This window comes from Citrobacter freundii complex sp. 2024EL-00216, assembly GCF_043945515.1.
Taxonomy (GTDB): domain Bacteria; phylum Pseudomonadota; class Gammaproteobacteria; order Enterobacterales; family Enterobacteriaceae; genus Citrobacter; species Citrobacter portucalensis.
On the sequence record NZ_JBIMRA010000004.1, the window covers coordinates 244,864 to 259,790 of the forward strand.

Here is a 14,927-nt window from a genome sequence, read left to right on the forward strand (position 1 = left end):
GACAGTGATCGTTATTTGGGGAAACTATTTCACCATTCAATCAATGATGATTTTGAGGAATTATGGGCAACACTAAGTTGGCTAATCCGGCACCGCTGGGCCTGATGGGCTTTGGCATGACCACCATTCTGCTTAACCTGCACAACGCGGGTTTCTTCGCCTTTGACGTTATTATTCTGGCGATGGGCATTTTCTACGGCGGTATCGCGCAAATATTTGCCGGTCTGCTGGAATATAAAAAAGGCAACACCTTCGGTTTAACCGCCTTTACCTCCTACGGTTCGTTCTGGCTGACGCTGGTTGCAATCCTGATCATGCCGAAAATGGGCCTGGCGGATGCAACCAATGGTCAGTTCCTGGGCGTATACCTGGGTCTGTGGGGCGTGTTTACACTGTTCATGTTCTTCGGCACGCTGAAAGCTAACCGCGCGTTGCAGTTTGTCTTCCTGAGCCTGACAGTGCTGTTCGCACTGCTGGCGGTCGGCAACATTGCAGGTAACGAAGCGATCATTCACGTTGCTGGCAGGATTGGCTTAGTGTGTGGCGCAAGCGCCATTTACCTGGCGATGGGTGAAGTGCTGAACGAACAGTTTGGCCGTACCATCCTGCCGATCGGTGAAGCGCACTAATCTGACGCTATCCCCCCGAACGGGGGGATATTCCTTACAAGCGCTGTAACTCTCCCTGCACGCTCGTATCGCGATGATAAATATCCTGTCGCAGCCAAATCCCCAGACCTAATCCCACCAGCGATAACGCCAGCACATACCAGGCCGGAGCCATTGGCGACACGCTCATTAACATCGTCACGGCGATTGGCGTCAGACCACCAAAAATGGCGTACGACACGTTGTAAGAAAAGGAGATTCCGGTAAAGCGGACCTCCGCCGGAAACGCCCGCACCATCACATAAGGCACAGCCCCCACCACGCCAACGCACAACCCTACCAGCCCGTATAGCAAGAACAAGTGCTGAGGATGGCTGCCGGTCAGATGATAGAAAAACCAGCTTGAACAGGCCAGCAGCAGGCTGCCGACAATAAAGGTTTTGCTGGCGCCGACCCGGTCGACAATAAACCCGGCCAGCAGACAGCCGACGCACAGCATAATGGTCGCGACACTGTTGGCTTGTAACGTCAACGCCGGTGCAAAACCATACTGCTTCTGCAACCAGACTGGCGACATCAGGATCACCACCACAATCCCGGCCGATAACAGCCAGGTCAGCAGCATGGAAATGACCACCGCTTTTTTATGTTTGCTCACCACCGACTTCACCGGTAGCTCTTGCGCCAGCGCTTTACGCTGCTGCATTTCGAGGAAGATGGGCGTTTCCTGCAACCAGCGACGCAGGTACATCGCCACCAGCCCAAACACGCCACCCAACAAGAACGGGATACGCCAGCCATAGTCATGCACAGCCTGTTGCGTCAGGCTGGTATTCACCAGCGTCGCAACCACCGATCCCAGCAGAATCCCCACCGTCAGCCCGGCGGTCAGCGTGCCACAGGCAATGCCGATGCGGCGCTCCGGTACGTGCTCTGCCACGAACACCCACGCGCCGGGCACTTCTCCGCCGATGGCAGCGCCTTGCAAAATACGCATCAGCAGTAACAGCAGCGGCGCGAGGATCCCCATTGAGGCGTAGGTAGGCAAAAGACCAATCGCCAGCGTCGGTATCGCCATCAGCAAAATGCTCAGGGTGAACATTTTCTTGCGCCCGACCAGATCGCCAAAGTGCGCCATGATGATGCCACCCAGTGGACGCGCCAGATATCCGGCGGCAAAAATGCCGAAGGTTTGCACCTGACGTAGCCATTCAGGAATGTCTGCCGGGAAGAAGAGTTCGCCAACAACAGCGGCAAAGAAGACGAAGATAATGAAATCATAAAACTCAAGCGCACCGCCGAGGGCAGCAAGCGTAAGAGTTTTATAATCCTGGCGATTCAGCGGTCGAGTGTGTTGTGACATAGCAAACCATGAGTCAGTGGAGTTATTGAATCTGTCTGTCGATATATGTAAAGCAAAAATTACTATATCGTAAACAATTCAATACTCCACTGTCATTGGCACTTATGTCACGATCGGGCTACTTTCAGGCGTTTGTATCGCGGATTGCGCTTTTAGGACGAAAAGATGCTACAACAGCCGGTGCAGTTTCCACATACGGCCCATCCAGCAACTGTATACAATACGGTACACTTGCAAAAATACCCGGCACGATAACCTTACCGTCGGCATCTTTCACGCCTTCCAGCGTTTCTTTGATCGATTTCGGCTGCCCTGGCAGATTCAGAATCAACGCCTGTTTGCGAATCACACCAACCTGGCGGGAGAGAATAGCCGTTGGCACAAAGTGCAGGCTTATCTGGCGCATCTGCTCGCCAAAGCCCGGCATCTGGCGGTCGGCTACGGCCAGCGTGGCATCAGGCGTTACATCGCGGCGGGCCGGACCCGTTCCGCCGGTAGTCAGCACCAGATGACAGCTCATTTCATCCACCAGCTCACATAAGGTCTGTTCGATGATCGCCTGTTCATCCGGGATCAGTCGCGTTTGCAGCTCAAAAGGGGTGGTAAGGGCAGATGCCAGCCACTCTTCAAGGGCCGGGATACCTTTATCCTGGTAAACGCCGCTGGAAGCACGGTCAGAAATGGAAACCAGGCCAATGCGTAAAGTATTCATGATTATTCCGTTTAAACAGTCTCGTTAAACAGAATGATACACTGCGAAGGGAAGGACAGACAGGTTTCAGAAGAGGTAGCGTGACCCATATCAGGGCCACGCATTAATGATTACAGCAGATCGCCGATCATTTTTTCCAGTTTACCCTGGTCTACAGCAAACTTACGGATACCGTCCGCCAGTTTGTCTACAGCCATCGGATCCTGGTTGTGCTGCCACAGGAACTCAGCTTCGGTGATGCGTGCAGGACGCGCTTTCACTTCACCAGAGAAGGACAGTTTACGTTCGATAGTGCCTTCGCTTTCCGCCAGTTCTTTCAGCAGTGCCGGAGCAATAGTCAGACGATCGCAGCCTGCCAGCTCAATGATTTCGCCGACGTTACGGAAGCTCGCACCCATCACCACGGTTTCGTAACCGTGCTGTTTGTAGTACTCATAGATTTCCGTTACGGAAACCACACCCGGATCTTCTGCCGGTGCATACTCTTTCTTGTCAGTGTTGGCTTTGTACCAGTCCAGAATACGACCAACAAACGGAGAAATCAGGTATACGCCAGCTTCTGCACATGCGCGCGCCTGCGCGAAGGAGAACAACAGAGTCAGGTTACAGTTGATACCTTCTTTTTCCAGCTGCTCAGCGGCACGGATGCCCTGCCAGGTTGAAGCCAGTTTGATCAGAATGCGATCGTTGCTGATGCCAGCATCGTTGTACATTTTGATCAGACGTTTTGCTTTCGCGATGGACGCGTCGGTGTCGTAGGACAGACGAGCGTCAACTTCAGTAGAAATACGACCCGGAACCAGTTTCAGGATCTCCAGACCGATATTTACTGCCAGTTTGTCGGTCGCGTCGACGATCTGCTGTGCGCGGTCGTTGCTCTGCTGCTTAGCCCAGGCTACAGCGTCATCAATCAGCTTGCGGTATTCTGGGATCTGCGCTGCGTTAAGAATGAGAGAAGGGTTAGTTGTGGCATCCTGAGGCTGATACAGCTTCATTGCCGCGATGTCTCCGGTGTCGGCCACTACTGTGGTGAACTGACGAAGGGAGGTCAATTTGTCCGTCATGATAGCGATTCTCTTTAAACAGCTTGTTAGGGGGATGTAACCGATCTTCCCTGATGATAGCACGACGCACTCTCAGCGCAACCGCCTGGATTGTCCGACCCGCCGCTCAGCCCTGATTACGCATCTCACAGCTCGTGATGCGCAATTAAGGATATACCTATTGTTATGGTAAACTCCCGCAATCAATCACCTTATAAGGTATATACTGGTCGATAATTGGTAGCGCTTACACGGGATTATTCGCGCTTACCGGCATCAACAAGAGGGATGTTAATGCCTGATTTTTTCTCATTTATTAATGAAATACTCTGGGGATCGGTGATGATCTACCTCCTGCTTGGCGCAGGATGTTGGTTCACCTGGCGTACAGGGTTTGTGCAGTTCCGCTATATTCGCCAGTTTGGCAAAAGTCTTAAAAACAGCATCAGCCCGCAGCCGGGCGGTTTAACTTCTTTTCAGGCTCTGTGCACCAGTCTTGCCGCGCGCGTCGGTAGCGGAAATCTGGCGGGTGTGGCGTTGGCGATCGCCGCCGGCGGCGCGGGAGCCATTTTCTGGATGTGGGTCTCGGCGGTCATTGGTATGGCAACCTCATTCGCCGAATGTTCCCTTGCCCAGCTGTATAAAGAGCGCGACAGCAAGGGACAGTTTCGCGGCGGTCCTGCATGGTATATGGCCCGTGGATTGGGCATGCGCTGGATGGGCGTGCTGTTTGCCATCTTTTTACTCATTGCCTATGGCCTGATTTTTAACAGCGTGCAGGCAAACTCAGTCTCTCGTGCGTTGACCTTTGCTTTTGACATTCCTCCCCTCTTCTCCGGTATCGCACTGGCGATAGTGTCATTACTGGTCATTGTCGGCGGCATTAAAGGCGTTGCCCGCCTGATGCAATGGTTTGTTCCGATGATGGCGCTGCTGTGGATCGGTTGTAGCCTCGTCATCTGCCTTTGGCATTTCGGACAGCTCCCCGGCATTATCATGACCATCATAAAAAGCGCCTTTGGCTGGCAGGAAGCCGCGGCCGGTGCAGCCGGGTATACGCTAAGCCAGGCCATTGCCAGCGGTTTTCAGCGCGGTATGTTCTCTAATGAAGCCGGAATGGGCTCAACTCCGAACGCAGCCGCCTCGGCAGCATCCTGGCCGCCACACCCTGCAGCACAAGGCATTGTGCAAATGATTGGTGTATTGGGCGATACGCTAATTCTTTGTACGGCCAGCGCAATGATCATTTTACTGGCGGGTAATGGCACCACTTATGTGCCAATGGAAGGCATCCAGTTGCTGCAACGAGCCATGGTCTCGCTGACGGGTGAATGGGGGGCCGGATTCGTTGCCTTAATAGTGATTCTGTTTGCCTTTAGCTCTATCGTCGCCAACTACATTTATGCGGAAAACAACCTCATATTCCTGAAACTGGACAACATCCGGGTTATCTGGCTATTACGAATCGCCACCGTTTGCACCGTCATTGGTGGTACGTTAATCAGTTTTCCGCTGGTCTGGCAACTTGCCGACATCATCATGGCCTGTATGGCCATTACTAACCTGACGGCGATTCTGCTGCTTTCTCCGGTTGTCCATACCATCGCCAGCGATTATCTGCGCCAGCGAAAACTCGGGGTGCGCCCGGAATTCGATCCGCGCCGTTATCCTGATATCAGACAACAGCTTGCGCCCGATAGCTGGGATGAAACGCCGCGCGAATAGCGCGGCAATCGCAACCATCGATCAATTCAGTCGTTTTTTTTGCTAAAGTCGCAGTAAATTTCCTGCAAGGACTGGATATGCTGATTCTGATTTCACCTGCAAAAACGCTCGACTACCAAAGCCCGCTGGCAACGACACGTCATACGCTGCCCGAGTTGCTGGATCACTCTCAGCAGCTTATTCACGTGGCACGCCAGCTCTCTGCACCGCAGATTGGCAAGCTGATGGGGATTAGCGACAAGCTGGCGGATCTGAACGCCACCCGTTTCCATGACTGGCAGCCTGACTTCACGCCGGACAATGCACGTCAGGCCATTCTGGCGTTTAAAGGCGACGTCTATACAGGGTTGCAGGCTGAAACCTTCAGCGAGGCGGATTTCGACTTCGCTCAACAGCATTTACGGATGCTGTCCGGGTTGTACGGCGTTTTGCGTCCGCTGGATTTGATGCAGCCATACCGTCTGGAGATGGGCATTCGTCTGGCCAATGCGAAGGGTAAAGATCTCTACCAGTTCTGGGGAGATACCATCACCGATAAACTTAACGAAGCGCTGGAAGCGCAAGGCGACAGCGTGGTGATCAACCTCGCCTCGGATGAGTATTTTAAATCCGTGAAGCCGAAAAAACTCAACGCTGAGCTTATCAAACCGGTCTTCCTCGACGAGAAGAACGGTAAGTTTAAAGTCATCAGCTTCTATGCCAAAAAAGCGCGCGGCCTGATGAGTCGCTACATTATTGAGAACCGCTTAACGCAACCGGAGCAGCTGACCGCATTTAACAGCGAAGGCTACTTCTTTGATGAAGAAGCATCAGGAAACGGCGAACTGGTGTTTAAACGCCACGAGCAATAGTAAAAAGGCCGGATGACGGCTAACGCCTTATCCGGCCTACAGGTTTTGTCGGCCCGCTATGCAAAGCGCCAGCGGGCACAACCGTTAACCGCGGGTCATCATCAGCTTGCGCAGTTCAGCAAAATCAGCTGGCAGGTGATGAGAAAGCAGCGGCAGGTCCGCACGTTCCGCCAGTTCTTTTGGCAACGCCAGCGTCAGGTCAAGAATCTCTTCAACGCTTTCTTTAAACTTCGCCGGATGCGCAGTACCAAGGAACAGGCCGTACTCGCCAGGATTCAGTTGGTCACGCAGCGCTCGGTAAGCCACCGCCGCATGCGGTTCTGAGGTGTAGCCTATCTCATGTAACTCACGCATCGTGTCCTGAGTCGTCGCATCGTCAACAGCGGCATAACCCAGCTCATTCAGACGCCAGATTTTACGGCGGAACAGTTCTTCCACGCGCGGCCAGTTGTTCGGCTGGCTGACATCCATCGCATTCGACAACGTTGCCTGGGTCGCTTTCGGCGCCCACTCACCTTCTGCAAGGAAACGCGGAACCGTATCGTTAACGTTCGTCGCCGCGATAAAACGCTTCACCGGCAAGCCCAGTGATTTCGCCAGCAATCCGGCAGTCAGATCGCCAAAGTTACCGCTGGGAACGGAAATCACCAGTTGATTACGCGCCTCTTGCGGCAGTTGGGCCACAGCCTCAAAGTAGTAACAGATTTGCGCCAACAGACGGCTGATGTTAATTGAGTTAGCCGAGTTCAGTCCCAGAGCCACCTTCAGCTCTTCGTCATCAAACGCCTGTTTCACCAGCACCTGGCAGGCATCAAAATCGCCATCAATCGCCACAGTTTCAATGTTACCGCCCAGCGTACAGAACAGTTTTTCCTGTAATGGGCTGATCTTGCCGTTCGGATAGAGGATCACCACGCGCACATTTTTCAGGCCATAAAAGGCATGCGCAACCGCCGCCCCGGTGTCTCCGGAAGTCGCCGTCAGAATCGTTACCGGTTTGTCGCCACTGATGTGCGTCAGCATCTGCGCCATAAAGCGCCCGCCAAAGTCTTTAAATGCAAGCGTAGGGCCGTGGAACAGTTCCAGACAGCCGACATCCGCGGCAACCTGGGCAACCGGAGCCGGAAAGGCAAATGCCGCACGCACGCGCTCTTCCAGAATTTCCTGAGGGATCTCATCACCAATAAATGCGGACAGGATCTTCGCGCTGCGGCTAACGAAGTCCTGGTTCAGCATCTCATCCACTTCTGTCAGATTGAATTCCGGTAGATCGTGCGGAAAAAACAATCCCTGATTCTTGCCTAGTCCTTGCGTAACAGCCTGTGCAAAGCTGACCTGTTCGTTGTGATCTTTCAGATTATACAGTTTCATTGATTATCCCAGTACCCGTGCGCCCGCCGTGTCCAGCCGGCAAATATGAACAAAGCCTTCCTGATTTTGCAGGTAATTTTTACCCAGCCAATCTGCTACGCGCTGTGCCGTATCCGGCTTATCGCACAAAGCGAACAGCGTCGGCCCAGACCCAGATATACCGCTGGCCAGTGCGCCAATTTCTGCGACCGCCTGACGCGCCTGGCTAAAGCCTGGCAGCAAGCGGGTACGATACGGCTCAGCAATGACATCTTTCATCAGCTTCGCGGCCAGAAGAGGCTGACGGGAATAGCAGGCATGGATGAATCCCGCCAGATGCCGCCCGTGAGCGATACAGTCCTGACGGCGATACTGCGCTGGGAGAATCGCCCGCGCTTCAGCCGTCGACACTTTAATCCCTGGATACGCCAGTACCCACAGCCACTCATCAAAGCCTGGCACCTGCTGGCTAATAATGCCGTTTTCTTCAATCATTAACTGCATACCGCCCAAAAAGCACGGAGCGACGTTATCGTAATGAATGCTGCCGGAGATACGCCCTTCAAGTTCGCCCATTATCGCTAACAGGCGCGTATCGTTGAGCGGCTTACCGCAATGTTCGTTCATAGCGACTAACGCCGCCACGACGGAACAGGCGCTGGAGCCTAACCCGGAGCCAATCGGCATATTTTTTTCCAGCGTCATCGCCACCGGAACGGTTTTACCCAGCTCCTGGCAGAATCGCTCCCAACACTGGTAGACAATATTTTCACGTGGCTCGGACGGCAGTTTGTTGGCAAAGCGCCCAAGGTTGTTCAGGCTGAACTGGTCAGCCGCCTCAACGGACACCACATCACCCAACAGCGAACCGTCCACCGGAGTTACCGCCGCACCGAGTACATCAAACCCGACGCTCATATTGGCACTGGAAGCCGGGGCATAAACTCTCACCATGTCAGACTCCTAACTTCCATGAAAGGGTGCGTAGCAGGTCGGCAAAGACGCCCGCCGCCGTCACATCGTTACCCGCGCCATATCCGCGCAGAACCAACGGTAACGGCTGATAATAGTGGCTATAGAACGCCAGCGCGTTTTCACCGTTTTTCACTTTAAACAGCGGATCGTTGCCGTCTACTGCATCAATTTTCACGCGACAAACACCGTCCTCTTCGATATTGCCAACATAGCGCAATACTTTTCCCTCATCACAGGCTTTCGCCACGCGCGCGGCAAAGACGTCATCCAGCTGCGACAATTTCGCCATAAACGCGGAAACATCACCGGAGTCATCAAACTCTTTTGGCAGGACCGGCTCAATGACAATGTCAGAAAGCTCCAGCTCACGACCAGTTTCACGGGCCAGGATCAGCAGCTTACGCGCCACGTCCGTACCGGAAAGATCGTCACGCGGATCGGGTTCGGTATAGCCCATCTCACGCGCCAGGGTGGTGGCCTGCGAGAAGCTCATGCCTTCATCCAGCTTGCCGAAAATAAACGACAGTGAGCCAGAAAGGATGCCTGAAAAACGTTGCAGTTCATCACCTGCGCTGAGCAGATTTTGCAGGTTTTCAATAACCGGCAAGCCCGCGCCCACGTTGGTGTCGTACAGGAATTTACGACGAGACTTCGCGGCGGCAAAACGCAGCTGATGATAGTAATCCATCGACGACGTGTTGGCCTTTTTGTTCGGCGTAACCACGTGGAAGCCTTCACGCAAGAAGTCGGCATATTGATCCGCTACTGCCTGGCTTGACGTACAGTCGACAATCACCGGATTGAGCAGATGGTATTCTTTCACCAGACGAATTAAGCGCCCAAGGTTGAAAGGCTCTTTCGCGCTCTCCAGCTCCGACTGCCAGTTTTCCAGATTCAGACCGTGGACGTTGGTCAGCAGGGCCTTCGAGTTCGCCACGCCGCACACGCGCAGATCGATATGCTTCTTTTTGAGCCAGGTTTGCTGACGTTTAAGCTGCTCCAGCAGCGCACCGCCCACGCCGCCTACGCCAATCACAAACACTTCAATCACCTGGTCGGTGTTGAACAGCATCTGATGGGTCACGCGTACGCCGGTGGTCGCGTCATCGTTATTCACCACCACCGAAATAGAACGCTCAGACGAGCCCTGGGCGATCGCTACAATATTGATGTTCGCCCGAGCCAGCGCGGCAAAGAACTTCGCCGAGATGCCGCGCAGGGTGCGCATACCATCGCCAACAACAGAGATGATGGCCAGACGCTCAGTCACCGCCAGCGGCTCCAGCAGGCCTTCTTTCAGCTCGAGGTAGAATTCATCCTGCATAGCACGTTGCGCACGCGCGCAGTCGCCCTGCGGGACGCAGAAACTGATGCTGTATTCAGAAGAGGATTGGGTGATCAGCACTACCGAGATGCCCGCACGCGACATTGCGGCAAAAACGCGCGCCGCCATGCCCACCATGCCTTTCATTCCAGGGCCGGAAACGCTAAACATCGCCATGTTATTGAGGTTAGAAATACCTTTTACCGGCAAATCATCGTCATCACTGCTGGCACCGATCAGCGTACCGGGCGCTTGCGGATTGCCGGTATTTTTAATCAGGCACGGGATCTGGAACTGGGCAATAGGGGTAATTGTGCGCGGGTGCAGCACTTTAGCGCCGAAGTAAGAAAGCTCCATCGCTTCCTGATAAGACATCGACTTAAGCAGTCGGGCGTCGGGTACCTGACGCGGATCGCAAGTATATACACCGTCGACATCGGTCCAGATTTCACAACAATCGGCACGCAAACAGGCGGCCAGTACGGCGGCAGAGTAGTCAGAGCCATTACGCCCCAACACCACTAACTCACCTTTTTCATTTCCAGCGGTAAACCCTGCCATCAGAATCATGTGGTCCGCAGGAATACGGCTGGCGGCGATGCGGCGCGTAGATTCGGCGATATCAACGGTAGATTCGAGGTAATGGCCGACAGCCAGCAATTTCTCCACCGGGTCGATGACCGTTACGTTATGCCCGCGTGCTTCCAGCAGGCCGGCCATGATAGCAATCGACATTTTTTCACCACGGCAGATAAGCGCGGCATTGATACTGTCCGGGCACTGTCCCAGCAGGCTGATGCCGTGCAGGACGTGCTTAATCTGGGCAAATTCTTGTTCAACAAAGGCTTTGAGCTGCGCCAGCGGAAAACCTGGTTGCTCGGCGGCAAGACCCACCAGCAGCTCGGAGAAAATGCGTTCGGCGTCGCTGATATTAGCTAAAGCATCCTGACCACCGATGGTCTTCTCAATCATTGCCACCAGATGGTTGGTAATTTTTGCGGGGGCAGAGAGAACGGTCGCGACCTGCCCCTGTCTGGCATTGCTTTCCAGAATATCGGCAACCCGCAGAAAGCGCTCTGCATTTGCCACTGATGTACCGCCGAACTTCAACACTCGCATGGTTTACCTCATTGCCTTTGGTCGAAAAAAAAGCCCGCACTGTTTAGGTGCGGGCTTTTTCTTGTGTTTCCTGTACGCGTCAGCCCGCACCGTTACCTGTGGTAATGGTGATGGTTGTAGTAATGGTGATGCTGATGCGTTTCATGATGTTGTGTGCTCTGTAATTATTTATTATCTGTCCTGTATTCTTTTAGGGTTAAAGTATCTGCTGACCTAAGTCAATAAATTTTTAAATTGATCACATTCCGAAACTTGTTCATGAGCGACTGCTTGCCCTTTTACTTTCAACCAATACAGCATGTCGAGCCCACTTGAACCAAGAACAAAACACTACACAACAAAAATTGTTCGACATTTTATTTTGTGATGTTTTTTTCAATATCATGTAAAAAACGGTGCAACATTGCCGTGTCTCGCTGCCCCAACAGACCCATTCGCTGTTGCAACCAGTCCGTCAGCTTGATGTCGTCAGAAACGTTCAGCGTGGCTAATAAACGCAAAACGCGTGCGCGCAATGCCTGCAGCTGAAGCTCATCCGTCACCTCAACGTTTTTGGCCGGTTGTTGTATTAAACCTGCTAATTGATAGCAATACACCATCACCGCCTGCCCCAAATTGAGTGAAGGATAGTCAGCGACCATCGGTACACCAGTGAGTACATCTGCCAGCGCTAATTCTTCATTGGTCAGCCCCGAATCTTCACGACCAAACACCAGCGCTGCATGTTCCATCCACGTGGATTTCTCCTGTAACAGGGGAACCAGTTCGACCGGGGTGGCGTAATAATGGAACTTCGCCCGGCTACGCGCGGTGGTCGCAACGGTAAAATCAACGTCGTGAAGCGCATCGGCTAACGTTGGAAAAACATTAATATTATCAATAATGTCGCCCGATCCATGCGCGACCCATCGCGTGGCGGGTTCCAAGTGCGCCTCGCTGTCAACGATACGTAATTGAGTGAATCCCATGGTCTTCATCGCACGGGCAGCCGCGCCAATATTTTCCGCTCTGGCAGGGGCAACCAGAATAATTGTTAAACGCATTTCGATACTCTTTTTGGTCAGTCTGCAAGTAATAATGTGATGCACGTCAACATATTACGCAGCGCAAATTTACATTTTTTTAACAGAAGTCACTGAAAAAGGATTTCGCATCCGGTAAAAAATGCTAAACTATTTCCAAACTGTACTATTGCTTTTTATGTTAACAAAAGTTGTATATCCCTCTGTTTATCCATGATAATTTATTTTAAAATGGATCGCATTGGTTGGATTCATTACATTTATTAATTAGCTCGTGCAACTAGTTGTAATATTGCAATTTTGTGATGAAAGCAAACATTTGGATACGTTGATTTCATCAAACTGTTAACGTGCTACAATTGAACTTGATATATGTCAACGAAGCGTAGTTTTATTGGGTGTCCGGCATGTCTTAGCCTGTTATGTTGCTGTTAAAATGGTTAGGATGACAGCCGTTTTTGACACTGTCGGGTCCAGAGGGAAACTACCCACGACCAAGCTAATGATGTTGTTGACGTTGATGGAAAGTGCATCAAGAACGCAATTACGTACTTTAGTCATGTTACGCCGATCATGTTAATTTACGGCATGCATCAGGCAGGTCAGGGACTTTTGTACTTCCTGTTTCGATTTAGTTGGCAATTTAGGTAGCAAACATGCAGACCCCGCACATTCTTATCGTTGAAGACGAGTTAGTAACACGCAACACGTTGAAAAGCATTTTCGAAGCAGAAGGCTATGATGTATTCGAAGCGACAGATGGCGCGGAAATGCATCAGATTCTCTCTGAATATGACATCAACCTTGTGATTATGGATATCAATCTGCCTGGGAAAAATGGCCTACTGTTAGCGCGCGAACTTCGCGAACAAGCTAACGTTGCGCTGATGTTCCTGACGGGCCGTGATAACGAAGTCGATAAAATTCTCGGCCTCGAAATCGGCGCAGACGATTACATCACCAAGCCGTTTAACCCGCGCGAACTGACTATCCGTGCTCGTAACCTGCTGTCCCGTACCATGAACCTGGGTACTGTCAGCGAAGAACGCCGTAGCGTCGAAAGCTACAAGTTCAACGGCTGGGAGCTGGACATCAACAGCCGCTCTCTGATTGGTCCTGACGGCGAGCAGTATAAACTGCCACGCAGCGAATTCCGTGCAATGCTTCACTTCTGTGAGAATCCGGGCAAAATCCAGTCTCGCGCAGAACTGCTGAAAAAAATGACCGGTCGCGAACTGAAGCCGCATGACCGTACCGTTGACGTGACTATCCGCCGCATTCGTAAACATTTCGAATCTACGCCGGATACGCCAGAAATCATCGCCACCATTCACGGTGAAGGCTACCGTTTCTGCGGCGACCTGCAGGATTAATTCAATCCTCACAGGTAAAAAAACGGCGCATTATGCGCCGTTTTTCATTTCCCCTCCGCCCTATTTCCATAAGCGAAACTCGTCACTCTGCGCAGGCAGAGGCTCCGGAATTTCTGTCGGTTTTGGTTTTGGCTGTGCCAGCGAGTGCCAGTCAAGATGACGCGTCAGGAACATCACGCCACACAACGCGACCAACAGCACGCCGGTTCCCAGCAGTAAAGAGCTGTCCTGTGAACGTAGTAGCACCCACATCACCCCATCCAACCCCAGCAGCGCCACGGTGAATAAAATACTGTTCCGCCAACTCTGTAATATCGCCTGCAGATACACCCCGTTCATTAACGCGCCTACCAGGCTTGCTGTAATCCACGCCGCCGTAAACCCAATGTGCTCAGACAATGCCAGCAGCAGCAGATAAAACATCACCAGCGATAGCCCCACCAGCAGATACTGCATCGGGTGCAGACGCAGGCTGGTCATACTTTCAAGCACGAAGAAAGACATAAAGGTCAGTACAATCAGCAGGATGGCATACTTGGTAGCCCTGTCCGTTAACTGATACTGATCCGCTGGCGTGGCGACGGCAACGCTAAATGCAGGCATTCCCTTCCAGCCAATCTTTTCGCCATCAAAGCGTTCGCCGAGGTTATTCGCGAACCAGCTGCTTTGCCACTGGGCCTTAAATCCTGACTCGCTGATTTCGCGCTTCGCCGGGAGGAAATCCCCCAGAAAGTTGGGATGCGGCCAGTTGCTGGTTAAAGTCATTTCACTGTTACGGCCAACCGGAACAACGGAGAAATCTCCGGTTCCGCTCAAATTCAACGACAGCACCATGCTCAGGTTTTGCTCCGCCCAGCTCGCGTCAGGTAGCGGTATGTGGATCCCTTGAGCTCCCCCATCCAGCCCCGTCCCTGGCTCAACGGCCAGCGATTCCCCATTGACCTGCGGCGCTTGCACCACACCAATCCCGCGCGCATCCCCCACGCCAACCACGATAAACGGTTTGCCGACGCTGACATTGGGATGGTTTAAATCGCGCAAGCGTTCGGCGTTAAACTCAGCCTTCACCGAGAGGTCATTGTGCCAGACCTGGCCCTCATAAATACCAATTTTACGTGCTTCAACGTTCTGATTCCCCTCAACCACCAACGACTCCGGCAGCCAGAAATGGATATAGCTGCGCTTACGCTGGATCTCTTTGCCATCCTCCAGCGAGGTGTAAAGCTCTGTCACCGGAATGGCTATCAGCGGCCCGACCATCTTTTGCGGCCCGCTGGTGCTCTGACGAATAGCATCTTCGACTTCATCACGATAATCCGATCGCTCAACGATTATCTGCCTGACCATCGTCAGTGGAATTAACAGCAGTAATATTGCGCCGCCTAAGGTGACGATTTTCCAAAACAGGGGTGATTTAAACATAGCGTTCTCCTTTGCAATATCAGCAAGGTAGAACAGCTAT

14 protein-coding genes and 1 other annotated feature are annotated in these 14,927 nt (G+C 52.6%); of the genes, 4 read left to right on the forward strand and 10 right to left on the reverse strand.

The window, feature by feature from the left end; translation table 11 throughout:
- The first annotated feature begins 62 nt into the window (after nt 1-62).
- Nucleotides 63-629: an acetate uptake transporter gene (satP, locus tag ACHHZ7_RS07155; RefSeq protein WP_060682777.1), complete on the forward strand. Its 567-nt coding sequence runs from the start codon at nt 63-65 to the stop codon at nt 627-629.
- A 34-nt stretch (nt 630-663) separates the two neighbouring features.
- On the opposite strand, the gene ACHHZ7_RS07160 is transcribed toward satP, so the two are convergent.
- From ACHHZ7_RS07160 to tal, 3 genes are all read right to left on the reverse strand, one after another.
- Entirely contained in the window at nt 664-1,971 is a 1,308-nt protein-coding gene (locus ACHHZ7_RS07160) for an MFS transporter (protein ID WP_003829746.1), read from the reverse strand.
- A gap of 124 nt (nt 1,972-2,095) precedes the next feature.
- Entirely contained in the window at nt 2,096-2,683 is a 588-nt protein-coding gene (gene mog, locus ACHHZ7_RS07165; RefSeq protein WP_003018973.1) for a molybdopterin adenylyltransferase, read from the reverse strand.
- Nucleotides 2,684-2,793: 110 nt separating this feature from the next.
- Nucleotides 2,794-3,747 (reverse strand): transaldolase, encoded by a 954-nt coding sequence (gene tal / locus ACHHZ7_RS07170; RefSeq protein ID WP_003829752.1) that lies wholly within the window; start codon nt 3,745-3,747, stop codon nt 2,794-2,796.
- Nucleotides 3,748-4,020: 273 nt separating this feature from the next.
- Between tal and ACHHZ7_RS07175 the strand changes: the two genes are divergently transcribed.
- On the forward strand, nt 4,021-5,451 hold the full coding sequence (locus ACHHZ7_RS07175) for a sodium:alanine symporter family protein (RefSeq protein ID WP_020996236.1): 1,431 nt from the start codon (nt 4,021-4,023) through the stop codon (nt 5,449-5,451).
- Nucleotides 5,452-5,528: 77 nt separating this feature from the next.
- Nucleotides 5,529-6,302, forward strand: coding sequence for a peroxide stress protein YaaA (gene yaaA, locus ACHHZ7_RS07180; RefSeq protein WP_032942329.1), 774 nt, complete (start codon nt 5,529-5,531; stop codon nt 6,300-6,302).
- An 84-nt stretch (nt 6,303-6,386) separates the two neighbouring features.
- Here the strand turns inward: yaaA and thrC are convergent, their stop codons facing one another.
- The 6 genes from thrC to yjjY all read right to left on the reverse strand — a co-directional run bounded on the left by thrC (nt 6,387) and on the right by yjjY (nt 12,653).
- Entirely contained in the window at nt 6,387-7,673 is a 1,287-nt protein-coding gene (gene thrC, locus ACHHZ7_RS07185) for a threonine synthase (RefSeq protein ID WP_060682778.1), read from the reverse strand.
- Between the two features lie 3 nt (nt 7,674-7,676).
- Nucleotides 7,677-8,606, reverse strand: a complete 930-nt coding sequence (gene thrB / locus ACHHZ7_RS07190; RefSeq protein WP_008786144.1) for a homoserine kinase — start codon at nt 8,604-8,606, stop codon at nt 7,677-7,679.
- Between the two features lies 1 nt (nt 8,607).
- Nucleotides 8,608-11,070, reverse strand: a complete 2,463-nt coding sequence (thrA, locus tag ACHHZ7_RS07195; protein WP_395148859.1) for a bifunctional aspartate kinase/homoserine dehydrogenase I — start codon at nt 11,068-11,070, stop codon at nt 8,608-8,610.
- Nucleotides 11,071-11,093: 23 nt separating this feature from the next.
- Nucleotides 11,094-11,220 (reverse strand) — a sequence feature (Thr leader region).
- Nucleotides 11,150-11,215: a thr operon leader peptide gene (gene thrL / locus ACHHZ7_RS07200; RefSeq protein ID WP_032337689.1), complete on the reverse strand. Its 66-nt coding sequence runs from the start codon at nt 11,213-11,215 to the stop codon at nt 11,150-11,152. Its footprint overlaps the feature before it by 66 nt.
- A gap of 206 nt (nt 11,221-11,426) precedes the next feature.
- The gene (locus tag ACHHZ7_RS07205; RefSeq protein ID WP_003829762.1) at nt 11,427-12,113 is read right to left on the reverse strand and encodes a tRNA/rRNA methyltransferase; all 687 of its coding nucleotides are present in this window, start codon (nt 12,111-12,113) and stop codon (nt 11,427-11,429) included.
- A 399-nt stretch (nt 12,114-12,512) separates the two neighbouring features.
- Nucleotides 12,513-12,653: a protein YjjY gene (gene yjjY / locus ACHHZ7_RS07210; protein WP_042998021.1), complete on the reverse strand. Its 141-nt coding sequence runs from the start codon at nt 12,651-12,653 to the stop codon at nt 12,513-12,515.
- A gap of 95 nt (nt 12,654-12,748) precedes the next feature.
- Here yjjY and arcA point away from each other — a divergent pair, with 95 nt between their 5' ends.
- Nucleotides 12,749-13,465 (forward strand): two-component system response regulator ArcA, encoded by a 717-nt coding sequence (gene arcA, locus ACHHZ7_RS07215; RefSeq protein WP_001194359.1) that lies wholly within the window; start codon nt 12,749-12,751, stop codon nt 13,463-13,465.
- Nucleotides 13,466-13,525: 60 nt separating this feature from the next.
- On the opposite strand, the gene creD is transcribed toward arcA, so the two are convergent.
- A complete protein-coding gene (gene creD / locus ACHHZ7_RS07220; RefSeq protein WP_060682779.1) occupies nt 13,526-14,887 on the reverse strand; it encodes a cell envelope integrity protein CreD in 1,362 nt (453 codons plus the stop codon).
- Between the last annotated feature and the right edge of the window lie 40 nt (nt 14,888-14,927).